Annotated in this window: 23 protein-coding genes and 1 riboswitch; of the genes, 17 read left to right on the forward strand and 6 right to left on the reverse strand. The window is 73.0% G+C overall.

What is annotated here, in order from left to right; all coding sequences use genetic code 11:
* Positions 1–44: 44 nt before the first annotated feature.
* The 4 genes from HP445_RS14250 to HP445_RS14265 all read left to right on the forward strand — a co-directional run bounded on the left by HP445_RS14250 (position 45) and on the right by HP445_RS14265 (position 1,884).
* On the forward strand, positions 45–341 hold the full coding sequence (locus tag HP445_RS14250; RefSeq protein ID WP_111023751.1) for a GNAT family N-acetyltransferase: 297 nt from the start codon (positions 45–47) through the stop codon (positions 339–341).
* Positions 342–362: 21 nt separating this feature from the next.
* Positions 363–824 carry a VOC family protein gene (locus HP445_RS14255; protein WP_128779661.1) on the forward strand — a complete coding sequence of 154 codons (462 nt, stop codon included), beginning with the start codon at positions 363–365 and terminating at the stop codon, positions 822–824.
* A gap of 83 nt (positions 825–907) precedes the next feature.
* Positions 908–1,378: a MarR family winged helix-turn-helix transcriptional regulator gene (locus HP445_RS14260; RefSeq protein ID WP_051596672.1), complete on the forward strand. Its 471-nt coding sequence runs from the start codon at positions 908–910 to the stop codon at positions 1,376–1,378.
* On the forward strand, positions 1,375–1,884 hold the full coding sequence (locus HP445_RS14265) for a metallophosphoesterase family protein (protein ID WP_128779662.1): 510 nt from the start codon (positions 1,375–1,377) through the stop codon (positions 1,882–1,884). The genes HP445_RS14260 and HP445_RS14265 overlap by 4 nt, the downstream gene beginning before the upstream one ends.
* 104 nt (positions 1,885–1,988) lie before the next feature.
* Here the strand turns inward: HP445_RS14265 and thiD are convergent, their stop codons facing one another.
* The 3 genes from thiD to thiM all read right to left on the reverse strand — a co-directional run bounded on the left by thiD (position 1,989) and on the right by thiM (position 5,157).
* Entirely contained in the window at positions 1,989–3,551 is a 1,563-nt protein-coding gene (thiD, locus tag HP445_RS14270; RefSeq protein WP_128779663.1) for a bifunctional hydroxymethylpyrimidine kinase/phosphomethylpyrimidine kinase, read from the reverse strand.
* Entirely contained in the window at positions 3,548–4,294 is a 747-nt protein-coding gene (gene thiE, locus HP445_RS14275) for a thiamine phosphate synthase (RefSeq protein WP_128779664.1), read from the reverse strand. The genes thiD and thiE overlap by 4 nt, the downstream gene beginning before the upstream one ends.
* Positions 4,291–5,157, reverse strand: a complete 867-nt coding sequence (gene thiM / locus HP445_RS14280; RefSeq protein ID WP_175330822.1) for a hydroxyethylthiazole kinase — start codon at positions 5,155–5,157, stop codon at positions 4,291–4,293. Before thiM ends, thiE begins: the two co-directional genes overlap by 4 nt.
* Positions 5,146–5,241: riboswitch (TPP riboswitch) on the reverse strand. It overlaps the preceding gene by 12 nt.
* 68 nt (positions 5,242–5,309) lie before the next feature.
* Between thiM and HP445_RS14285 the strand changes: the two genes are divergently transcribed.
* From HP445_RS14285 to HP445_RS14305, 5 genes are all read left to right on the forward strand, one after another.
* Positions 5,310–6,206 (forward strand): NUDIX domain-containing protein, encoded by an 897-nt coding sequence (locus HP445_RS14285; protein ID WP_128779665.1) that lies wholly within the window; start codon positions 5,310–5,312, stop codon positions 6,204–6,206.
* 103 nt (positions 6,207–6,309) lie between these two features.
* On the forward strand, positions 6,310–7,056 hold the full coding sequence (locus HP445_RS14290) for a phosphotransferase enzyme family protein (RefSeq protein ID WP_027465222.1): 747 nt from the start codon (positions 6,310–6,312) through the stop codon (positions 7,054–7,056).
* On the forward strand, positions 7,053–8,129 hold the full coding sequence (locus tag HP445_RS14295; protein WP_128779666.1) for a winged helix DNA-binding domain-containing protein: 1,077 nt from the start codon (positions 7,053–7,055) through the stop codon (positions 8,127–8,129). Before HP445_RS14290 ends, HP445_RS14295 begins: the two co-directional genes overlap by 4 nt.
* Before the next feature lie 111 nt (positions 8,130–8,240).
* Positions 8,241–9,170 (forward strand): J domain-containing protein, encoded by a 930-nt coding sequence (locus tag HP445_RS14300; RefSeq protein WP_111040227.1) that lies wholly within the window; start codon positions 8,241–8,243, stop codon positions 9,168–9,170.
* Between the two features lie 100 nt (positions 9,171–9,270).
* On the forward strand, positions 9,271–9,648 hold the full coding sequence (locus tag HP445_RS14305) for a hypothetical protein (protein WP_175330823.1): 378 nt from the start codon (positions 9,271–9,273) through the stop codon (positions 9,646–9,648).
* Here HP445_RS14305 and HP445_RS14310 read toward each other — a convergent pair.
* Complete coding sequence (locus HP445_RS14310; protein WP_071405402.1) at positions 9,642–10,004, reverse strand: RNA-binding S4 domain-containing protein; 363 nt, start codon at positions 10,002–10,004, stop codon at positions 9,642–9,644. The genes HP445_RS14305 and HP445_RS14310 overlap by 7 nt on opposite strands.
* A 33-nt stretch (positions 10,005–10,037) precedes the next feature.
* On the opposite strand from HP445_RS14310, the gene HP445_RS14315 reads away from it, so the two are divergent.
* Both HP445_RS14315 and HP445_RS14320 read left to right on the forward strand, forming a co-directional pair.
* Entirely contained in the window at positions 10,038–10,295 is a 258-nt protein-coding gene (locus HP445_RS14315; RefSeq protein ID WP_241660338.1) for a hypothetical protein, read from the forward strand.
* A gap of 421 nt (positions 10,296–10,716) precedes the next feature.
* Positions 10,717–11,874 (forward strand): hypothetical protein, encoded by a 1,158-nt coding sequence (locus HP445_RS14320; RefSeq protein WP_128779667.1) that lies wholly within the window; start codon positions 10,717–10,719, stop codon positions 11,872–11,874.
* Between the two features lie 18 nt (positions 11,875–11,892).
* Here HP445_RS14320 and HP445_RS14325 read toward each other — a convergent pair whose 3' ends face one another.
* Positions 11,893–13,389: a trypsin-like peptidase domain-containing protein gene (locus HP445_RS14325; RefSeq protein ID WP_241660339.1), complete on the reverse strand. Its 1,497-nt coding sequence runs from the start codon at positions 13,387–13,389 to the stop codon at positions 11,893–11,895.
* Between the two features lie 159 nt (positions 13,390–13,548).
* Between HP445_RS14325 and HP445_RS14330 the strand changes: the two genes are divergently transcribed.
* From HP445_RS14330 to HP445_RS14350, 5 genes are all read left to right on the forward strand, one after another.
* Positions 13,549–14,583 (forward strand): FecCD family ABC transporter permease, encoded by a 1,035-nt coding sequence (locus tag HP445_RS14330; protein ID WP_128779668.1) that lies wholly within the window; start codon positions 13,549–13,551, stop codon positions 14,581–14,583.
* Entirely contained in the window at positions 14,580–15,611 is a 1,032-nt protein-coding gene (locus HP445_RS14335) for a FecCD family ABC transporter permease (RefSeq protein ID WP_241660340.1), read from the forward strand. The genes HP445_RS14330 and HP445_RS14335 overlap by 4 nt, the downstream gene beginning before the upstream one ends.
* A 158-nt stretch (positions 15,612–15,769) precedes the next feature.
* Positions 15,770–16,249, forward strand: coding sequence for an FHA domain-containing protein (locus tag HP445_RS14340; protein ID WP_051596676.1), 480 nt, complete (start codon positions 15,770–15,772; stop codon positions 16,247–16,249).
* The gene (ftsR, locus tag HP445_RS14345; protein WP_027465230.1) at positions 16,249–16,953 is read left to right on the forward strand and encodes a transcriptional regulator FtsR; all 705 of its coding nucleotides are present in this window, start codon (positions 16,249–16,251) and stop codon (positions 16,951–16,953) included. The genes HP445_RS14340 and ftsR overlap by 1 nt, the downstream gene beginning before the upstream one ends.
* Before the next feature lie 184 nt (positions 16,954–17,137).
* Positions 17,138–17,698: a MerR family transcriptional regulator gene (locus HP445_RS14350; protein ID WP_027465231.1), complete on the forward strand. Its 561-nt coding sequence runs from the start codon at positions 17,138–17,140 to the stop codon at positions 17,696–17,698.
* A 523-nt stretch (positions 17,699–18,221) separates the two neighbouring features.
* Here the strand turns inward: HP445_RS14350 and HP445_RS14355 are convergent.
* Complete coding sequence (locus HP445_RS14355) at positions 18,222–19,034, reverse strand: ParA family protein (protein WP_027465232.1); 813 nt, start codon at positions 19,032–19,034, stop codon at positions 18,222–18,224.
* A 60-nt stretch (positions 19,035–19,094) separates the two neighbouring features.
* On the opposite strand from HP445_RS14355, the gene HP445_RS14360 reads away from it, so the two are divergent.
* Positions 19,095–22,505: a pyruvate carboxylase gene (locus tag HP445_RS14360; protein WP_128779669.1), complete on the forward strand. Its 3,411-nt coding sequence runs from the start codon at positions 19,095–19,097 to the stop codon at positions 22,503–22,505.
* The last annotated feature ends 1 nt before the right edge of the window (position 22,506 follow it).

Raw genomic sequence — 22,506 nt, forward strand, 5'->3', positions numbered from 1 at the left:
ATTCCCCGGGGGCGCGAACGCCCCGCCGGGAGCATGATGGCGGCATGGACCCCGAGTTCCGCGACGAGACCGACCAGGACCGCTACGCGATGTACGTCGGCGGCGAGCTCGTGAGCGTGCTCGACTACCGGGTGAACGGTGACGCGGTGGCGTTCCCGCACACCTACACGGTCCCGAAGCACCGCGGCCACGGCTACGCGGCGCAACTCGTCGAGTACGCCGTCGCCGACGTCGAGTCGTCGACCACGAAGCGCATCGTCCCGATGTGCTGGTTCGTCGGCAAGTGGTTCGACGAACACCCCGAGAAAGCCGACCTGCTCAGCCGCAGCGCCGCGGACTGAGCACCGAACGAAGGGGCTCCCGTGCCCACCATCACCCCGTTCCTCTGGTACGACGACCAGGCCGAGCAAGCGGCCGAGTACTACGTCGGACTGTTCCCCGACAGCCGCGTCGACAGCGTCAGCCGGATGCCCGACGGCCGTGCCCTGGTCGTGGAGTTCACGTTGCTCGGCGCCCCGTACCGCGCGATGAACGGCGGCCCCGGGCACCCGCACACCGACGCGGTCTCGTTCCAGATCGACGTGGACACGCAGGAGGAGCTCGACCGGCTGTGGGACGCCCTGCTCGCCGACGGCGGGAGCCCGACGGCGTGCGGGTGGTTGACCGACCGCTGGGGTCTGGCGTGGCAGGTGACCCCGTCGATGCTGGGGGAGCTGATGAGCGGATCGGGTGATCCGGAGGCCAACGCCCGCGTCTTCGAGGCCATGATGCAGATGGTCAAGCTCGACATCCCCGCACTGCAGGCCGCGGCCTCCGGTCACTGACCCCACTCTCCGCGGACCCGCCGGTAGTGTGACCGGACGAGAAGACCGCCGGCCGGCGCCGGCGCAGACAGGCTGGAGCCACCATGGACCACCCGAGTTCGAGGGTCCGCAACAGCGACATCAGCCGGGCGTACACCGAGCTCGCCCGCATCACCCGTCGGGCGAGCATCCGTGCCCGCGGCTCCGACCAGGTGTTGAGCGTCGTCGACCAGTCCCTCGTCGACTTCGTCGTCCAGCACCCGGGCTGCATGGCCATCGACATCGCCCGCTACCTGCGGCTGAACCGGTCGACGATCTCGCGGCAGCTGTCCGGGCTCCTCGCGACCGGACTGGTGCGGACGACCGACGGCGGCAGCGGCAACGCGAAGCCGCTCGAGGCGACCGACGCCGGCCGCGCGGCGCTCGAGCGGTCGGTGCAGCTGCACCGCGACGCGCTCGACGAACGGCTCGCTGACTGGTCGGACGACGACATCGCGCTGCTCGCCGGGCTGCTGGAGCGCCTCGGTGCCTCGGACGAGGCCGGGCTCCCGATGCCGGCACCCACCGAGTCGTGACGACGTCGTTCGTCCTGCTGTCCGACACACACCTGCCGAAGCGCGCGAAGGACCTGCCGCCCGGGCTGTGGGCCGACGTCGACGCGGCCGACCTCGTGGTGCACGCGGGGGACTGGGTCGACCTGGCCACCCTGGACGCCGTGCAGGCGCGGTCCCGCCGGTTCGAGGGCGTGCGGGGCAACAACGACGGTCCGGAGTTCGACGACCGGCTGCCGCTCGTCGCCCGGTTCGGTGTCGAGGACCTGCGGTTCGCCCTGGTGCACGAGACCGGGGCGTCGACCGGTCGGGAGCGCCGGATGGACGCCGAGTACCGGGACACCGACGTGCTCGTCTTCGGCCACTCGCACATCCCGTGGGACACCGTGGCGCCGTCGGGGATGCGCCTGCTGAACCCCGGTTCGCCGACCGACCGCCGTCGCCAGCCCGACCACACGTGGATGCGCGGCACGGTCAACGGCGCCGACCTGTCCGTCGAACTGGTGCGGCTGCCGCCGGTCGCTCGCTAGCCCGGGTCGTCGGCCTGTGTCGGCGGCCCCCCGTTCCGGAAAGCGACAGATCCCTGCGGAACTTCTCCGGACATCTGTCGCTTTCGCGGGGTGTTCGACGGCCGTCAGCGCAGCAGTGTCGCTTCGGCGGCACCGACCGCGTCGCCCACAGCCGCGGCGGCACCGACCGCACCGCCCGCCGTGACCGCGTCGCCCGCAGCCGCGGTGGCCCCGGCACCAGCAGCCCCTGCCGTCGGCATCCGGAAGAACGCGAGCTCCCACTCCGTCGAACGCCGGAACGCCCGCGCCATCCGCCCCCGCTCGTCGGGCGTCGCCGCACGGGCCAGCTCCTCGACGAGCCGGGTCGCCTCGGCGCTCGACGCTGCGAACCCCGGGTCCCCGTACGCCGTGATCCAGTCCGCGAAGGCGTGCCCGTCCGGAGCGACCCCGAGCTGCGACCCGACCCAGGCGTAGACCCGGAAGCACGGCAGCACCGCGGCGGCGAGCACCGCACGGGAGCCGGAGTCGGCGGCCTCCTGCAGGTGCGCGAGGTACCCGGCGCACGTGGGGTGCACGGGGTCGTCGGCGTGCGAACCGGCCAGACGACGGTGGTGCAGGTCGCGCGCCTCGTCGGCACACCCCTGCGCAGCCGCCGCCCAGAACGCAGCAGCACCGCCAGCACCAGCACCAGCACCGACCCCGAGCGCCGCCAGGTGCCGCTCGTACGCCCGCAGGTAGTGGACGTCCTGCGCCAGGTAGCCCGCGAACACCTCCGGCTCGAGCGTCCCGTCCCGGAGCCCCACCAGGAACGCGCAGTCGATCGTCTCCTGCAGCACCGACGCCGCATCCGCCCACCACACGTCCGTGTACGACAGCGCCGGCAGGGCTGCCCGCGCCTGCGCCCCGTGGTCGACCGGGCCGTTGCCGCTCCCGACCGACAGCGCGTCGGCCCCGCGCAGCGCTGCCGTCAGCCACTCCTTCGCCACCCCGACCGCGAGCTCCCAGTCGCCGTGCCGCGCGGCGACCGTCGCGATCGCACTGGAGAGCGAGCACCCGGTGCCGTGCGTGTTCGTCGTCGCGACTCGGGGACCCGTGAACACCCGCACGGTGCCGTCCGGTGCCACGAGCACGTCGTCCGAGGTCGGCCCCTCGTCGTGCCCACCCTTCGCCAGCACCAGGACGTCCCACCGCGCCGCCACGGCACGCGCGGCATCCAGCGACGACGCCGACGACGACAGTCCGGCCAGCTCCGCCAGCACCACGAGCTCGGCCCGGTTCGGCGTCACCAGGTCGGCGAGCGCGAACAGCGCCCCCATGGCTGCGGCCGCGTCCTCGTCGAGCAACCGGTCCCCGCTCGTCGCCACCATCACCGGGTCGACGACGACCACCGGCGGCCGGTGCTCCCGCAGCCAGTCCGTCACGACCCGCACGACGTCGGCGGTGCCGAGCATCCCGATCTTCACCGCGTCGACCACGACGTCGTCCGACACCGCGTCGAGCTGCTCCCGCAGGAACCCGACGTCCGGCACGTGCACCGATCGCACCCCGTGCGTGTTCTGCGCGACGAGCGCCGTCACGACCCCCATCCCGTACCCGTCGTGCGCGGCGATCGCCTTGAGGTCCGCCTGCATCCCGGCCCCGCCCGTCGGGTCGGTCCCGGCGATGCTCAGCACCCGTGGGACGCTCATGCGTCCGCCCCGTGGTGCGTGGAGGCCGGGAGGACCGGATCACCTTCTGCGAGCCGCCTCACCTCCGTCCCGTGGTCGGGTCCAGGGCCCCACGCGGACACGTACGCCGCCGCCGCGGATCCGGGGTCGGCTGCAGCACAGATGCCCGACACGATCGCGACCCCTGCGGCACCGGCAGCCCGGAGCGGCACGACGTCGTCGAGGGTCACCCCGCCGATCGCCACGCACGGCACGTCGGTCGCGGCGGCCAGCCGGGCGAACCCATCGTGGCCCAGCGCCGGCGGGTGGTCCGCCTTCGTCGCCGTGGGGTGCACGACCCCGACGCCGAGCAGGTCCACGGTGCCGCGGGGGAGCCGTTCGACGGCAGCAAGGTGCGCGAGCGTGTTCGCGGTGAGACCGACGTGGGCGTCCGCTCCGAGCAGGGCACGGGCGGCCGTGACGGGGACGTCGGACTGGCCGAGGTGCACGCCCGCGACCCGGTGTCCCGCGTGCCGTGCGGCGAGGGCGACGTCGAGCCGGTCGTCGACCACCACCGTCGCACGGTCCCCGACGGCGTCGGCGACGGCCGCGGTCAGCGCGAGCAGGTCACGCGCCGAGGCGTCCTTGTCCCGCACCTGCACGATCCGGACCCCGGCGTGCACGGCGGCACGGACGACCCCGAGCACCCCGATGCCGTGCCGGTCGGCCAGGGCGCCGTCGGTCACCAGGTAGACGCCGAACCCGGCGGACTGCAGCCCGCTCATGCCGGCACCGCCCGGGTGTCGACCGCAGGAGCCCTCTCGACCGTGATCCGGGCCTCGCGGACGACGTCCTCCGGAGTCAGCGACGCCAACCGGTCGAGGAACAGCGGCTGGAAGGTCCCCGGCCCGCCGGCGTCCCGCGCCGCGAGTTCCGCGGCGATCGTGTGCACGGCGGTGGCGGCGACGGCAGCGGCGCCCGCGTCCTCCGGCGCGACCGACGTGAACGCGGCGACGACCGCGCCGAGCGCACACCCACCACCGGTGATCCGCGTGAGCAGGTCGGTCCCGTTCGCCACCCGGACCACACCGATGCCCGGCGCGACCAGCAGGTCGACCGCACCCGACACGGCCACCGCGGCCACGAGCCTCCCGTCCGAAGCAGTGACGGACGCGACCCGGGCGTCCTCCGTGCCCACGGTGCTGTCGACCCCGCGGCCACCGGCCGAGTCGCCGAGCAGGGCGAGCACCTCGGAGGCGTTGCCCCGCAGCACCGTCGGGTGCAACGCGAGCAGGTCGCGCGCCAGGGCGGTGCGCACCGGCAGCGAGCCGACCGCCACCGGGTCGAGGACCCACGGAGTGTCCGCGTCCCGGGCGGCGTGCACGGCCTCGAGCGCGGCGACCCGCGGTTCGGCGTGCGGAGTGCCGGTGTTCACCAGCAGGGCATCCGCGACGCGGGCGAACGGCCCCGCCTCGGTCGCCACGTCGACCATCGCGGGCGAGGCCCCGAGTGCGAGCAGCACGTTCGCCGTGACGTTCTGCACGACGGTGTTCGTGATGCACTGCACCAGCGGGGCCCGGGCACGCACGGCCTCGAGCAGTTCGGCGGTTCGGTGGGCCCAGGCAGGGGAGGGCGCAGCGGTTTCCATGGACGATCCCTTCGCGAGTACGAGCTCGAGCAGGTTCGACGGGTGTGATCTCAGCCGCTGGATGCGGCACCCCGTGTCTCGAGCGACACCGTACACGACGCCCGGTGACCACTTCGAGGCCCGCTCCGGGCACCGTGTGCCAGGGTTGGACCGTGCCAGATGCAACGCCCCCCGGGCCCCCACCCGGCCCCCGCGACCCCGGTGACGCCTGGGCGGTCGGCCCCGACGGCACCAAGGCGTGGGGACGCTTCGGCGCCGCAGGCCTGCTCGTCGACGACGGCGCCGGCCGCGTGCTCCTGCAGCACCGCGTCGAGTGGAGCCACCACGGCGGCACCTGGGGCATCCCCGGCGGCGCACGGCACCAGGGCGAAGCAGCGGTGACCGCCGCCCTCCGCGAGTCCGCCGAGGAGGCCGGCGTCCCCGACGACGCGATCGCCCTGCGCCACACGGCGCTGCTCGACCTGGGGTTCTGGACCTACACGACCGTCGTGGGGCGCGCCTCCCGACCCTTCGAACCCGTCATCGCCGACCTCGAGAGCCTCGCGCTGTCGTGGATCCCGATCGACCAGGTCGACGAACTGCCCCTGCACCCCGGCTTCGGCAGGTCGTGGCCGGCGCTCCGCGCCACGATCGCGACCACCCCGCACGTCGTCGTCGACGCCGCGAACGTCGTCGGCAGCGTGCCCGACGGCTGGTGGAAGGACCGAGCCGGCGCCGCATCGCGCCTGCTGGCACAGGTGTCGGCGCTCGCCGAGGGCGGGGTCGCCGCATCGTTGCTCGACCTGCCGTTCGCGCGGTGGTGGCCGCGGTGGACCGTGGTGCTCGAGGGGGAGGCCCGGGCCGCCGCGGACGATGCCGGTACCGGCGCTGTCGACGTCGTCCGTGCTCTGGCTTCCGGCGACGACGCCATCGTCGAGTCCGCGCAGGCCGCGGTGCAGGCCGGCGACGGGCCGGTCGTCGTCGTGACGGCCGACCGCGAGCTCCGCGACCGCGTCGAGGCCCTCGGCGCGGTCGTCCACGGGCCGTCCTGGTTGCGCGACCAGCTGTAGCCGCCTGGACCGCCGTGTTCCGGATGGTGACCGAGCGGCCGTCGGTCGCTGCCGGTACGCTGGCCCTGACGTCAACGGAGACGCAACACGCAGGAGGTTCCCCTTGGAGCGCATCACCAGGGCCGACGACCGAGTCCACCGCCCCGCCGGGCCGTGGACCCCCACGGTGCACCGGCTGCTCGCCCACCTGCACGAGCAGGGGTTCGTCGCAGCCCCCGAACCGATCGCCCTCGGTGACACCCTCGAGACGGTCTCGTTCGTCCCCGGTGTCGCGGGCGAGTACCCCTGGACCGAGGACATCGCCAGCGAGGCCGCCCTCGTCACCAGCGCCCGCCTGCTCCGCCAGTTCCACGACGCCGCCGCCAGCTTCCCGCGCAGCGCCACCGACGACCTCTGGTCCCAGGCCGACCGTGCCCCCGTCGAGACGATCGTGCACGGCGACTTCGCCCCGTACAACTGCGTCTACGACGGCATCGCCGCCGTCGGCCTGATCGACTTCGACACCGCCCACCCCGGGCCACGCGTCTGGGACGTCGCGAGTGCCGTCTACCGGTTCGCACCGTTCACCACCGGCGCTGTCGAGGGATCGACCGCCCCCGACCTCGACGAGCGGCTCGCACGGGCCGCCGAGTTCTGCCGCGCCTACGCCCTCGACGACCGCTCCCGCAGCGTCCTGGCCGAGACGATGATCGCGTCCCTCGTCGCCCTGGTCACGACGATCGAGCACGAGGCCGCCGCCGGCAACCCGAAGTTCGTCAGCGACCTGCAGCACGGCCACGCCGACCTGTACCGCGCCGACGTCGCCTACCTGGAGCAGCACGCCGACGCCGTAACCGCCGCCGTCGCGTGACCACCAGCCCCGCGCGGCTCCGCACGGCGCGGTTCGCGGCGCAGGGCATCGCGGTGCCTGGACTGCGCCCCACCGAGGTCGTCGAGCGGATGCTGGCGGTGCAGGGGCAGGACCTCGGCCAGGTGCTCTGGGCCATCGGGGTCCGCGCTCCCGGATCGTCGCGGGACGACGTCCGTGAGGCCTTCGACCGCGGGGAACTCGTCCGCTCGTGGCCGATGCGCGGCACCCTGCACGCCTTGCGCCCCGACGACCTGCGACTGCTGCTCTCGCTCACCGCCGAACGGACGCTCCGCACGATCGCCCGACGCGCCACCGAGCTCGGCATCGACGACGCCCTGCTCGGCCGGGCCCGGGACGCGACGATCGCGTCCCTGGGCGGTGGTCGTGCGCTGGTCCGGGACGACCTGTTCGCGGCGTACCGCACTGCCGGCATCGACCCGGCCGGAGGCCGCGGCTACCACCTGGTCCTGCAGCTCGCGCAGGAGGGCCTCGTCGCCTGGGGCCCCACCGCCCGCGTCGGGCAGGGGCTCGTGCTGCTCGACGAGTGGGAACCCGCCACCGCTGACCTGCCGGACCGCGACGAAGCCCTCCGCCGGGTCCTGCTCGGGTACCTGCGTGGCCGTGGCCCCGCGACCGAGGCCGACGCCGCGAGCTGGACGAAGCTGCCGCTCGGTGACGTCCGCCGAGCGCGGGCGGCGGCGGGGAACGCGGTGGAGGACCTCGGCGACGGGCTCCTCGACCTCGCCGACCGGCCGGCAGCCGCGCGCGTCCCCACCGGGCACCTGCTCCCCGGCTTCGACGAGTACCTGCTCGGGTACGCCGACCGGTCCGCGCAGCTCGACCCCGCCCACGCCGACCGGGTCGTCCCCGGGGCCAACGGCATGTTCCTGCCGATGGCCGTCGTCCGGGGTCGCGTCGTCGGCACCTGGAAGCGCACCGAGCGCAGGGCCGGGCACCTCGTCACCGTCACACCCTTCGGTGCCCTCGATGCGGCATCGGTCCGCGCGCTCGAGGCGGCGGCCGCGCGGTACGCGGCGTTCCTCGGTGCGCCCGTCGCGACCACGGTGGTCTGACGCGACCACCTGCGGACCGTGTGCCGAGGCTGCCCGGCCGGCGTGGGCCCAGACCGCACCCAGCAACCATGCGGCGGACTCCGACACTGCCTCCGGTAATGTCGCAGGGCCATGACGGACAGCCCGGCCGACGCCACCCCCTACGAAGTCCTCGGCGTCCCCGCGACGGCTGACGACGAAGCGCTCCGCCGCGCCTACCGGCGGGCCGCCCGCGAGACCCACCCCGACCTCGGCGGCGACGCCCAGCGCTTCCGCCAGGTCCAGCTCGCGTGGGAGCGCATCGGCACGCCGGCAGCCCGGCGCGCGTACGACATCGGGTCCCGCGCGTACGGCGCGTCCGGGGCGACCGCCGGCAGGGGTGACACCGGTCGCGACGCCTACGCACCCCCGGCAGCGCGTCGCGACACCCGCCCCCGGGCCCGGTCCCACGGACACCCCGGCGGTCGGTCGCGCGAGGTCTTCCTGCAGGCCGAACGCGAGTGGGTCGGCCTCGGCGACCCCATCGAGGACCCGTACGACCCCACGCTCATCCGCTCCGCGCCCCGGCACATCCGGCGCCTGCTCGCCGAGGCCCTGGCCGAAGAAGCGACCGCCCTGATCGTCTCCGACATGGGGATCGGCGTCACGGTGTGGCACGACCTCGACGCCGGGGCCGAGGGCAAGCTCGACCACGCCGTCCTGACCCCGAGCGGGCTCTGGGCCGTCGAGTCCATCGACTGGGGCGCTCCGGTCCGCGTCGAGCACGGCGAGATCGTCGGCGAGACGCTCGCGCCGGGGGAGCGACCCGTCAAGGAACTCGTCCGCGCCGCCCGTGCCGTGCAGAAGCAGACCCGGGTGCGGTTCTCCGGGCGGCTGCTCGTCGTGCCGGACGCCGCCGTCACCGAGGACGTGCAGCTCGTCGGCTCCCCGAAGAAGCCCACCGCGCTCGTCGTCCGCCGGAGTGCGCTCGCCCAGGTGCTGAACGGCGTCTGGTCGCCGGCCGGTTCCGTCGACGTGTTCGAGATCCGCGACCGCCTGCAGCAGACCGTCCGCTTCGTCTGACCATGACGCCTGCGGCCTGACGCGTGGCGCTGGCCCCGGGCTCGGGGCTCCGGGCTCCGGGCTCCGACCGTCACCGTCCGACGCGTCGTACGATCACGGCATGCGCGAAGAGGTCGTCGTCGTGGTCGGCGGGTGGGAGCACGACTGCTGCGGGCCCGCCTACGAACGGCAGGCCACGGCGGCGTTCACCGCGTACGGAAGGACGCCGCGGTTCGCCGAGTCCCGGCACCACGACGACCCGTTCGGCATCACCGAGTTCCGTGGTCGGGTGGCCGATCTGTTCGTCGTCGCGGAGGACGGCACCCGCATCCCCGTCCACCGCATCCCGTCCGGTCGCGCGCTGGGCGGATCCGATCCGGACGACGACGGGCACCTCGAGGTGCCCTGGACCGGAGAACGGATCGAGGTCGAGTCCGACACGTTCGAGATCGTGGTCGATGTCCACGTGCCCGGGTCCGGGCCCGCGAAACGTCAGTAGCCGCGGAGCTTCTCGAGGTCGCGGCGCTCCCGCTTGCTCGGCCGTCCGGCTCCGCGATCGCGCATCGGGACGAACCCGGCCTCTTCCTTCGACAGCCGCGGCGGGGTCTTGTCCTCGAAGTGCTTCGCGGCCTCGGGGGCGCTCGTCCGCTTCAGGATGATCCCGGTGACCATGACGATGCGGTCGAAGCCGTTCTGGCGCACCCGCACCTCGTCACCGGGGCCGATCGGCTGCGCCGGCTTCGCGCGCTCGCCGTTCACCCGGACGTGACCGGCCTTGCACGCGGCGGTCGCGGCCGACCGGGTCTTGGTGATCCGGACGGCCCAGATCCAGCTGTCGACCCGGGCCTTCTCCATGCCGACACTCTAGGCGGCCCGTACCCTGGGGCGGTGCATGCGGACGAACAGGCGGCGATCGCCCGGGCCCGTGCCCTCGGGGTGCTGCACGACGCCGCGATCGGGGACCGCCTGGTGGTCCGGGCGCACCACGGGGACGGCGCGCAGGACGCCCTCGGTGAGCTGGTCGCCCGGACGCCCGACGCCGTGACGATCGCCACCCGCCGCGGCCCGGTCGAGGTCCGGCTCGCCGACGTCGTCGCCGCGAAGCGCGTCCCGCCGCCCCCGCCCGCGCGGCCCGCTCGGCGCTGACGCGCTCGGCTCGCACCGTGCGGACTTGTCGTGCTGTCGAGCCGGGGTCGCACGGTGCGGACTTCGTCGGCGGGTGCGCCGTCGGAGGCTCGGTGCGGACTTCGTTGGCGAGTGCGTCGTCGGAGGCTCGGTGCGGGGCTGTGGCGCCGCACGGAGCCACCAGCCCCGGACGGTGTGGCGGAGGCGGCACCGTGCGGGATTCGCGGAGCCGGGGTCGCACGGTGCGGACTTCGTCGGCGGGTGCGTCGTCGGAGGCTCGATGCGGGGTTGTGGTGCCGCACGGAGCCACCAACCCCGCACAGGCTGACGAACCTCGCACCGTGCGAACCCGGCGCCCCGCCCCACCCCGCCGCGCACCCGGCCCCGCCCACCCCGGCGAGCCGCAGGCCCCCGCGCCCCGCTCCCGACATACGCTCATCCCATGGCAGTCCCCGTCCCGCTCGGCACCGAGGACCGCACCGCCCGCCTCACCCTCCGCCGCCCGGACTCCTGGCGCCGCGAGGACTCAGCCCAGGCGGACCTGCGCGTCACCGGCGACGACGTCGTCCTCACCGTCCGATCCCGCCCCAGTGACCGCGCGATCGGCGACGAGAACACCGGGCTGCTCGAACGGCTGCCCGGCTCCGTCGAGGGCCTGCTGCTCGTCGGCTGCGACCCGTGGACCACCGCCGGCGCCCCGGCCCGGCTGGTCGAGTACGTCCGGCCCGACGAGCACGGCGACGTCGCCGGCACCCACATGCTCTTCGTCACCGGTCGGCACCGCGTCGACCTGACGATCGAACGCCCGCTCGCCCGGCTGCTCGAGACCGACGACCTCGTGCTCGCGGTCCTCGAGAGCGTCCGCGCCACCGAGACGGTCCCGGTCCGCCCCGAGCGTGACCTCGAACCGCTGCCGGTCCCCGCCCCGGCACCGTCGCTCGACGGCCCCCGCCTCAGCACGGACGCGATCGGCACCCTGCAGAGCCTCGCCGGACGCCGGTGGAACCCGACGCTCCTCCGCACCGCGGCGGGCCGCGAACTCATCGAGGCGGGCCTCGTCGGCCGGCTCGGCACGCTGTCGGAGTCGACCCAGACCCTCCTGGAACCCTGGCAGGGCGATGCCCAACCGGTCACGCTGGAACAGCACCTGCCCGACGGGGGCGAGTCGCGCCTCCAGGCCTGGTCGCAGACCGTCGTCGACGGGACCGACGCGGCGGGTGCCGTGGTCGCGTCCGTCACGCCCGACCGGGCCGTCGCGCTGCTGGCCGGGAGGCTCGGCATCGGTCCGACGTGGACCTTCCCGTTCCGCACGGGGTCGCTCCCAGGGCACCTGCTCGGCCGCAAGCTGGCCGGCGGTCCGGACGCACCGGACCTGCCGGAGGCCCTGGCCGAGGCGGACCCGCGCCTCGCGCGGTTCTGGGCCGCGCCGTGGACCGTCTCGTACCTGCGTCGACCGGGAAAGCCGAAGCCGATCACGATCGTGCGGGCCGAGGGGCACGGGTTCGCGCGCGTGGGCACGACGAAGGCCGGGGAGACCGCCTTCCGGACGGACTCCCCGGCCAACGTCTACCGGTCGGTGGTGCGGGCGCTGCTGGGCTGAGCGCGCCCGGTTCTCCCGCTACGCGGCGGGGCCGGCGGTCAGGGTGATCGTGACCGTCTTCGCGGCGCCGGTGCTGTCGGTGTAGCGGACGCTCACCTTGTCGCCCACCGAGTGCGACTGGACGACCTTGGTGAGCTGGTCCGAGCTCGTGACCGCGGTGCCGTCGATGCTCGTGATCGTGTCCCCGGCGGTCAGGCCGGCGCTCGCGGCGCCGGAGCCCTCGACCGTGCCGGCGACGGCGACGCCGCCCGTGGTGCCGGAGGTGTTGCTGACCTCGACCCCGAGGAACGCGGGCAGCCCGATGGTGATCGTGCTCGAGGACTCCCCGGCGAGGATCTTCTCGGCGATTGTCTTCGCGGTGGTGATCGGGATGGCGTAGCCGGTGACGTCGGCCGTGCCGGAGGACGCTGCCGTGGCCATGCCGACGACCTCGCCCTCGCTGTCGAGCACCGGTCCGCCGGAGTCGCCGGAGACGATGTCCGCCGAGATCTCGATCAGGCCGGTCAGGGACTCGGTGCCGGTGCCGGACTCGCTCTGCACCTGGATGTCCTGGTCGGTCGCGGTGACGGTGCCCTCGGCGGCGACGAGGTTGCCGGTGCCCTCCGCGTTGCCGACGTCCTTGACGGTGTCACCGGTGCTCGGCTCGCCGTCGTCGTCGAGCGTGACCGTGGACAGCCCCGAGGCGTTCTCGAGCTTCAGGACGGCGACGTCGTTCGTGGCGTCGGCCCCGACCACGTCGGCCTTGTACTCCTTGCCGGTGGTCTCGTCGGTGACGGTGATGCTCGTCGCGCCCTGGATCACGTGGTTGTTCGTCAGGATCGTGCCGTCGGAGGTCAGGACCATGCCCGTGCCGGCTGCCTGTGACGACTCGTCGTAGTTCAGGACGGTGTTGATGGTCACGACGCCCTTCTTGTCGGCGGCCGTCGCCGCGGTGGCGGGGGACTGGGTCGTGCCGGTGCCGGTGCTGCCGTCACCGCTGGTGCCGCTGCCGCTGCCGTCGCCGGGCACGGTGAAGCCGTTCGTGCCGTCGCTGCTGCCGGTGCCGCCGGTGCCGTCGGTGCCGGATCCGGTGTCGGGGAGCGTGGTGGTGCCCTGCGACTGGCTCGAAGTCGTGGTCGTCCCCTGCGAGGACAGACCGAGGGCGGTGCCACCGGCCGCACCGACGATGGCGAGCGCGGCGATGCCGGAGCCGATCATCAGTCCCAGCCGACGCGGGCGCTTCGTCGTACCGGGGTGGTTCGCGGTCGCCGCCGAGTACGCCCACGCGTGGTTCGCGCCGGCGAGGGCGGGGCTGCCGATCAGGTACGGGCCGCGGCCGTCCGGTGTGTAGGCGTAGGGGCCGGAGCCGTCCGGACCGTAGAGGTAGGGACCGGAGCCGTCGAACGCGTACGCCGGGCGCAGGGAGGCCGGGTCGGCGTGCGGCGCCTCCCAGTGCATCCCGGGAGCCTGCTGCTGCGCGGCGGGGGTGCCGTCCTCGTCGTGGTCGGCGGCTGCGGGGTTCGGGGTCTCGTTCATCGGTGCTCTCCGGTCGTCCCTCGACGGCCCGGTCGGGCGTCGATGGAGACCAGTACACGGCGCTTCCCCATGACAAGCCTATGAACGAACCCTGCGCACGCTCCGGGCTTGCTCGGGGGACGCCGAGTGGGGCTCCGGCGTTAGGGTGGCCTTACTTCCATGCCTCCGTCGACGTCCACGCCCCCGGCTCCCAGCTCCGTCCCCCGACTCGTCGGTGCGACCGTGCTGGCGGTCGTCGTCCTCGCCGTGGCGTGTGCGCTGTCGATCGCGTACGGCTCGCGGCCGATCCCGCTCGGCACCGTCCTCGACACGGTGATGCACCCCGGGCGGAGCGACGAGGTCGGGCTCATCGTGCTCGGCAACCGCGTGCCCCGCACCGTCGTCGGACTGCTCGCCGGAGCCGCGCTCGGGGTGGCCGGGGCCGTGATGCAGGGCGTCACGCGGAACCCGCTCGCCGACCCGAGCGTCCTCGGCATCAACTCCGGGGCGACGCTGGCCGTGGTGGCCGGGATCGCGGTCTTCGGCGTGAGCGGCACGGCTGCCTACCTGCCGTTCGCCTTCGTCGGGGCCGCCCTCGCCGCCGTGCTCGTGTACGGGATCGCGACCGTCGCCCGTCGAGGCCTCTCGCCCGTCGGGCTCGCCCTCGCCGGAGCCGTGGTCGCCGCCGCGCTGTCGTCGGTCACCACTGCGGTGCTCGTGACCGACCAGAGCCTGCTCGACCAGCTGCGCTTCTGGCAGGTCGGTGCCCTCGCCGGCAAGGACCTCGGCACGGCGGGGATCATCACGGCGCCGGTGCTCGTGGGGCTGGTGATCGCGTTCGGTCTCGGCCGGTCGCTGAACACCCTCGCGCTCGGGGACGAACTCGCGGCGTCGCTCGGACAGCGGGTCGTGCTCGTCCGCGCCGTGGGCGGTCTGGTCGCCGTGCTGCTCGCCGGGTCCGCTGTGGCCGCCGCCGGGCCGATCGCCTTCGTCGGGCTCGCCGTGCCGCACGCCGTCCGCCGGCTGAGCGGCCCCGACCACCGCTGGACCATCCTGCTGTCGGCGATCGTCGCCCCCGCACTGCTGCTCGTCGCCGACGTGATCGGTCGCGTCGTGGCGTACCCCGGGGAGCTGCAGGTCGGCATCGTCACGGCGTTGATCGGGGCGCCGGTGTTCATCGCGCTCGTGCGGTCGAGGGCGGTGCGGGGACTGTGAGGCGGCTGTTCGGTTCCGGCCGCCCGCGGTCCGGCGGTCTGCGCCGCTCGGCCGGCCTGCGTCGTGAGGTCGCGGTGCTCGTCGCCGTGCTCGTGGTCGTCGTGGTGCTCGTCCTGGTCGGGCTCGGCGCCGGTTCGATCCCGCTCACCCCGGGCCAGGTACTCGCCTCCCTGTTCGGCCAGGGGGACCGGATCTCGGACTTCGTCATCGGGCAGCTCCGCGGGCCGCGGGTGCTCGGTGCCGTCCTCGTCGGCGCCAGTCTCGGCGTCGCGGGCGCGATCGTGCAGAGCGTCGTGCGGAACCCGATCGCGAGCCCCGACGTCATCGGGATCACCTCGGGGGCCAGCGCCGCCGGACTCACCGCCATCGTGCTGTTCGGTGCCAGCGGTGGCACGCTCTTCTCGGTCGTGGTGGTCGGCGCGGTGGTGGTCTCGATCGTCATCGCCGGGCTCGCCTGGCGACGGGGGATCACCGGCAACCGGGTGATCCTCGTCGGGATCGGCGTCGCGGCGATCTGCCTGAGCATCACCGGCTGGATGCTCACGAGCGGCACCGTCACCCAGGCCGGCACCGCGCTGCTCTGGCTCTCCGGCAGCCTGAACGCCGTCGACCGCGACCTGGTCGGGGTGCTCGGCGTCGCGTTCGTCGTGCTCGTCGTGCTCGCGCTGCTGCAGTCCGCCCGTCTGCAGGTGCTGAGCCTCGGGGACGAGGTCGCCGCCGCACTCGGACTCCGGCCGGACCGGGCGAAGGTGCTCCTGCTCCTCACCGCCGTGTGCCTGACCGCCGCAGCCGTCGCCACCGCGGGGCCCGTCTCGTTCGTGGCGCTGATGTCTGCGCCGATCGCCCGACGCCTGGTCGGCGGCGGACGGGTGGCGCTCGCGCCGGCCGCTGCCGTCGGTGCCGCGATCACGCTCGGCAGCGACCTGCTGGCACAGTTCGCCTTCCCCGGCACCGCGCTGCCGGTGGGCGTGGTGACGGGCGTCGTGGGGGCGCCGTACCTGCTCTGGTTGCTCGCGCGGGGACGGTGACGCCGGGTCGCACGAGTCGATGACGTCGGGTCCCACGGGTCGCTGACGCGGCTCGTGCGTTCGCGGATCGCGGAAGTCCCTCCACAGTCCCAGATCGGGGCTGCCGCTCGGGGCTTCGTTTCCGATACGCTGGTGGGCCAAGAGGAGGAGGTCCACCGATGCCAGATCCAGTGGTCCCGCAGCCGGGCGGTCAGAAGACCCCGGAGCAGCGGCTGGTCGACACCACGCTGACCTTCAGCATGGACATGGGCGCGGCGCTCACCGCCGAGTCCGGTGTCTCGACCGAAGAACGTGAAGCCGTCAACGCACTGCCCTCCGGGTCAGCGTTGCTCGTGGTCCGTCGCGGCCCCAACGTGGGTGCGCGGTTCCTCCTCGACTCCGACGTCACGACGGCCGGTCGACACCCCGACGCCGACATCTTCCTCGACGACGTCACCGTGTCGCGCAAGCACGCGCAGTTCCTGCGCCACGGCACGAGCTTCAGCGTCAAGGACAACGGTTCCCTGAACGGCACGTACTTCGACGGTGTCCGCATCGACGAAGCGCTGCTCACCGACGGGGCCGAGGTCCAGGTCGGCAAGTTCCGCCTGACGTTCTACGCATCTCGGGTCGACCTGGCGCGCCTGGCGAACGCGTAGTGGCCGCACGGTCCGCTGCGGCCCGGGCGGGGTCCGCGGCACCGGACCTGCTCACCATCGGGCAGGTCCTCGCTCGCCTCAAGCCCGAGTTCCCGGACCTGTCGAGCTCCAAGCTGCGGTTCCTCGAAGAGCGTGAGCTCGTCACCCCGATCCGCACGGCCAGTGGGTACCGCAAGTTCTCCGCTGCCGACCTCGAGCGGCTCCGGGTGATCCTCGGGTTGCAGCGTGACCACTACCTGCCGCTCAAGGTCATCAAGGAGTACCTCGCCGACCTCGATGCCGGACGCGAACCCGTTCTGCCCGGCGGAGGAGACGCCCCGAAGCCGTCGATCCTCGGCCGCGAACGCCGGTACACCCGCGACGAGACGGTCCGGGCAGCCGGCGCCTCACCGATGCTCCTCGCCGACGCGGTCTCTGCTTCGCTGCTGCCGGCCACCGACACCTACGGCGACGACGGCGTCTCCGTACTGAAGGCCCTGGTCGAACTGCAGCGAACGGGGATCGAGCCGCGACACCTCCGCACGCTGCGCAGCACCGCCGAGCGTGAGGTCGGTCTCATCGAGTCCGCCCTCATGCCGGTCTCCCGCCGGGGTGACGCGACCTCGCGTGCGAAGGCCACCGAGCTCGCGCGTGAGATCGCCGGGCACCTCGAGATCATCCGGTCGAACCTCATCCGCCAGGCCATCGGTCGTCTCGACGCATGACGCCGTCCGGTGCTCCGACAGGGCTTGTGTGTCAGTGGCCGAGGCGTATCCTCGACACGCCGGACGCGCCGGGTCGGATGTCCCGCGCGGGAGCGGTCGGAGTCGCTACCGTGGACCTCGGAACAACTCTCAACCCGTCGTTGAAGCTTCGGGTGGGAGCTCGATCGTCGTGGAAGGCAAGCTCATGAGTGGGAACGACACCCCTGGCACCGAGTCTGATGTGACCCGGTACGACCTCGGGCTGCTCTTCACCGATGGTCTGCCCGAGCACGACGAGCAGAACGGCTACCGCGGCACCGTCGCCGCACGGGCAGCCGGCATCTCGTACCGACAGCTCGACTACTGGGCCCGCACCGAACTCGTGCAGCCGACGATCCGCGGGGCCGCCGGCTCCGGGTCGCAGCGCCTGTACGGGTTCCGCGACATCCTCGTGCTCAAGCTCGTGAAGCGCCTGCTCGACACGGGCATCTCACTGCAGCAGATCCGCACCGCGGTCAACCAGCTCCGTGAGTCCGGCGTCTCCGACCTGGCACAGACCACGCTCATGTCCGACGGCGCCTCGGTGTACCTCTGCACCTCTGATGACGAGGTCATCGACCTCGTGTCCCGCGGCCAGGGTGTCTTCGGCATCGCGGTCGGCAAGGTCCTGCGCGAGGTCGAGAGCTCCCTGGTCGAGCTCGACGCCACCGCGGCGGCCGACCCCTCCGACGAGCTCGCCGCTCGTCGCGCTTCCCGCGCTTCCTGACCGTTTCGGTTCCGGCCGAGCGGTCGCGAACCGTCGTGTGCGCGTCGCCGAGGTGTCACGAACTGTCGGCTGTGACTTCGCCGGCCGACAGTTGGTGACCTTTCGGCGGACGTGAGCGGCATGTTGTTGCCGCTGGGCGAGCCGGGGTCGGGCGTGTCTGCCGGGACCGGGGTGGGCCTCCCGGCAGTCGCCGAGGTGTCACGAACCGCCGTGTGCGCGTCGCCGAGGTGTCACGGACTGTCGCCCGCGACGCTGCCTGCCGACAGTTGGTGACCACTCGCCGGACGTGAGCGGTGTGTCGTGACCGCTGGCCGAGCCGGGGTCGGGCGTGTCTACCGGGGCCGGGGCGGGCCCCCCGGCAGTCGGCGCGTGGTCACGAACCGCCGTGTGCGCCTCGCCGAGGTGTCACGATCTGTCGCCTGCGGGGCTGCTAGCCGACAGTTGGTGACCGCTCGGCGGACGTGAGCGGCATGTCACGCGACCGCGACCGCGACCGCGAAAACGCGACCGCACGAGCACCGACCTACGCGGCGCCACCCTCGGCGTACGGACCGATCTTGCCGGTGCGCATGATGCGCTCGAGCAGCTGGTCGAAGTTCTTCGCCATCTCCTGCGCGGACTCGCCGGGCCAGACGTGCAGCGGCTTCGCGGCGCCCTGCGCCTGCTGCAGCGACGTGCGCTCCGGCAGCTGCGGGGAGAGCACGAGCGGGCCGAACATGTCCCGGAGTTCCTTGATGCGGAACTGGTGCTCGAGCGACTGCACCCGGGCACGGTTCACGATGATGCCGAGGGGCTGCAGGCGTGGGGAGAGGCCGCGGCGGATCTCCTCGATCGCGCGCAGCGCACGGTCGGCGGCGGCGACGGAGAACAGGCCGGGCTCGGTGACGACGGTGACGCGGTCGGACGCGGCCCACGCGGTGCGGGTCAGGGCGTTCAGCGACGGCGCGCAGTCGATGAGGACGAGCTCGTAGTCCTGCTCGACGTTGGCCAGGGCCTCTTCGAGCTTCCAGATGTCGCGGATCGACGGGTGCGGCCCGTCGAAGTTGATGGCGGAGGGGGAGCCGACCATGACGTCGATCTTGCCCTGCGACCCCTTCGTCCAGCCCGAGGGGGCGATCGCCTGACGGACGATCTTCTCCTTCGGGTTCTCGAGGACGTCGGCGACGTTGAGGTGGCCGGCGAGGTTGATGTCGAGGCCCGTCGAGACGTCGGACTGCGGGTCCAGATCCACCACCAGCGTGCGCAGTCCCTTGGCGAACGCGGCCGAGGTCAGGCCGAGCGTCACCGTCGTCTTGCCGACACCACCCTTGAGGGAGCTCACGCTGAGTACATGCACGTTGAGCAACGTTACCGCCACTAGGGTTGTCTCACCTCAACCCGGGCTGAAAGGGACGTCGTGTTCACGAAGATCCTCGTTGCGAACCGTGGCGAGATCGCCATCCGTGCGTTCCGTGCCGCCTACGAGTTGGGGGCCCGTACGGTGGCCGTCTACCCGTACGAAGACCGGAACTCCCTGCACCGTCTAAAGGCCGACGAGGCCTACCTGATCGGGGAGCGGGGCCACCCGGTCCGGGCGTACCTGGACGTCTCCGAGATCATCCGCGTCGCCCGCGAGTCGGGGGCCGACGCGATCTACCCGGGGTACGGGTTCCTGTCCGAGAACCCCGAGCTCGCCGCGGCAGCAGCCGCGAACGGCATCACCTTCATCGGCCCGGGCGAGCACGTGCTCGAGATGGCCGGCAACAAGGTCACCGCGAAGGAGCACGCGATCGCAGCCGGCGTCCCGGTCCTCGCGAGCACCCCGGCGAGCCGCGACATCGACGAACTGATCGCCGGCGCCGACGCGATCGGGTTCCCGGTCTTCGCCAAGGCCGTCGCCGGTGGTGGTGGCCGAGGCATGCGCCGGGTGGAGACGAAGCCCGAGCTGCGCGACGCCCTCGAAGCCGCGATGCGCGAGGCCGACAGTGCGTTCGGCGACCCGACGATGTTCCTCGAGCAGGCCGTCATCCGTCCGCGCCACATCGAGGTGCAGATCCTCGCCGACGGGACCGGCACCGACGCGGGCACGATCCACCTGTTCGAGCGGGACTGCTCGGTCCAGCGGCGCAACCAGAAGGTCGTCGAGATCGCGCCGGCGCCGAACCTCGACCCCGCGATCGCGCAGGCACTGCACCGTGACGCCGTGGCCTTCGCCCGGTCGATCGGGTACGTCAACGCCGGCACCGTGGAGTTCCTGCTCGACACCGAGGGCGAGCGCGAGGGGCAGCACGTCTTCATCGAGATGAACCCGCGCATCCAGGTCGAGCACACGGTCACCGAAGAGGTCACCGACGTCGACCTGGTGCAGTCGCAGATGCGCATCGCAGCGGGGGAGACCCTCGCCGACCTCGGCCTGACGCAGGACACCGTCGCGGTGCACGGCGCCGCGCTGCAGACCCGCATCACGACCGAGGACCCGACGCAGGGCTTCCGTCCGGACACCGGCCGGATCAGCACCTACCGCAGCCCCGGCGGCGCCGGCGTCCGGCTCGACGGCGGCACGGTCGCCACCGGCGCGCAGATCAGCCCGCACTTCGACTCGATGCTCGCGAAGATGACGTGCCGCGGTCGGGACTTCCCGGCGGCGGTGTCCCGGGCCAAGCGCGCCCTCGCCGAGTTCCGCATCCGCGGCGTCAGCACGAACATCCCGTTCCTGCAGGCCGTGCTCGAGGACCCGGACTTCGCCCGCGGCGACGTCTCGACGAAGTTCATCGAGGAACGCCCACAGCTCTTCGGCGGCCACGTCTCGAAGGACCGCGGCACGAAGGTGCTCACCTGGCTCGCCGACGTCACGGTGAACAAGCCGAACGGTGAGCGGTCGCCGCTCGTCACCGACCCGGCCGACAAGCTCCCGGCCACCGACCTGACGGCGCCGGTGCCCGAGGGACAGCGCGACCGCCTGCTGGCCATGGGGCCGGCCGAGTGGTCGAAGGCCCTGCGCGCCCAGACGGCCCTCGCGGTGACCGAGACGACGATGCGCGACGCCCACCAGTCGCTCCTCGCCACCCGGGTCCGCACGAAGGACCTCGTCGCCGTCGCACCGCACGTCGCGCGGCTCACCCCGCAGCTGCTCAGTGTCGAGGCCTGGGGTGGAGCCACGTACGACGTCGCACTCCGGTTCCTCGGGGAAGACCCCTGGGAGCGCCTGTCCTCGCTGCGCGAAGCGATGCCGAACATCCCGATCCAGATGCTGCTGCGCGGCCGGAACACCGTCGGGTACACGCCGTACCCGACCGAGGTCACCGACGCCTTCGTCGACGAGGCCGCCCGGTCCGGCGTCGACGTCTTCCGCGTGTTCGACGCGCTGAACGACGTCAGCCAGCTGCGTCCAGCCCTGGAGGCCGTGCTCGCGACCGGCACGGCCGTCGCCGAGGCGGCGCTCTGCTACACCGCCGACCTCCTCGACCCCGCCGAGGACCTCTACACGCTCGACTACTACCTCCGCCTGGCGGAGCAGATGGTCGAGGCCGGCGCGCACGTCATCGGCATCAAGGACATGGCGGGGCTCCTCCGTGCCGGTGCGGCTGAGAAGCTCGTCACCGCGCTGCGCGAGCGCTTCGACCAGCCGGTGCACGTGCACACCCACGACACCGCCGGCGGCCAGCTGGCGACCCTGCTCGCCGCCTCGCGTGCCGGGGCCGACGCCGTCGACGTGGCCGCAGCACCCATGGCCGGCACGACCAGCCAGCCGAGCATGTCCGCCCTGGTCGCCGCCCTGGCCCACACCGAGCGCGACACCGGCCTGTCCCTCGACGCCGTCGGTGACCTCGAACCGTACTGGGAGTCGGTCCGTCGCGTGTACGCCCCGTTCGAGTCCGGGCTCGCCGGTCCGACCGGGCGTGTCTACAAGCACGAGATCCCCGGCGGTCAGCTGTCGAACCTCCGGCAGCAGGCGATCGCCCTCGGCCTCGGTGACCGGTTCGAGCAGGTCGAGGACTGGTACGCCGAGGCGAACCGGATCCTCGGGCGCCCGACCAAGGTCACGCCGTCGTCGAAGGTCGTCGGTGACCTCGCACTGCAGCTCGCCGCGGTCGGTGCCGACCCGGTCGACTTCGAGCAGAACCCCGACAAGTACGACATCCCGGACTCCGTGGTCGGGTTCATGGCCGGCGAACTGGGCGACCTGCCCGGCGGCTGGCCCGAGCCGTTCCGCTCGAAGGTCCTGGCCGGTCGCGACGTCCGACTCGAGATCACCCCGGTGCCCGCCGACGAGCGTGCGCACCTCGAGACCCCCGGACCCGAGCGGCAGCAAGCCCTCAACCGCCTGCTCTTCCCGCAGCCGACGCAGCAGTTCCAGCGCGTGCGGGAGCAGTACGGCGACCTGTCCGTCGTCCCGACCGTCGACTACCTGTACGGGCTGCGCCCCGGGCAGGAGCACAGCGTCCCGCTCGGCAAGGGCGTCGACCTGTTCGTCGGGCTCGAGGCGATCGGCGAGGTGGACGCCAAGGGCATCCGCACGGTCATGGCGACGATGAACGGGCAGCTCCGCCCGGTCGCCGTCCGCGACCGTTCGGTCGAGGTCGAGACGAAGGCGGCCGAGAAGGCCGACGCGTCCGACCCCAAGCACGTGGCCGCGCCGTTCTCCGGCGTGGTGACGCTCAAGGTCGCCGTCGGTGACGTCGTCGAGGCCGGTACGCCGGTGGCGAGCATCGAAGCGATGAAGATGGAAGCGGCCATCTCGGCGCCCGTGTCGGGCACCGTCGGCCGACTCGCGATCCCGGTGACCCAGCAGGTGGACGCCGGCGACCTCCTGGTGGTGCTGCAGTAAA

It is taken from the genome of Curtobacterium flaccumfaciens, from assembly GCF_013359815.1.
Taxonomy (GTDB): Bacteria; Actinomycetota; Actinomycetes; order Actinomycetales; family Microbacteriaceae; genus Curtobacterium; species Curtobacterium flaccumfaciens.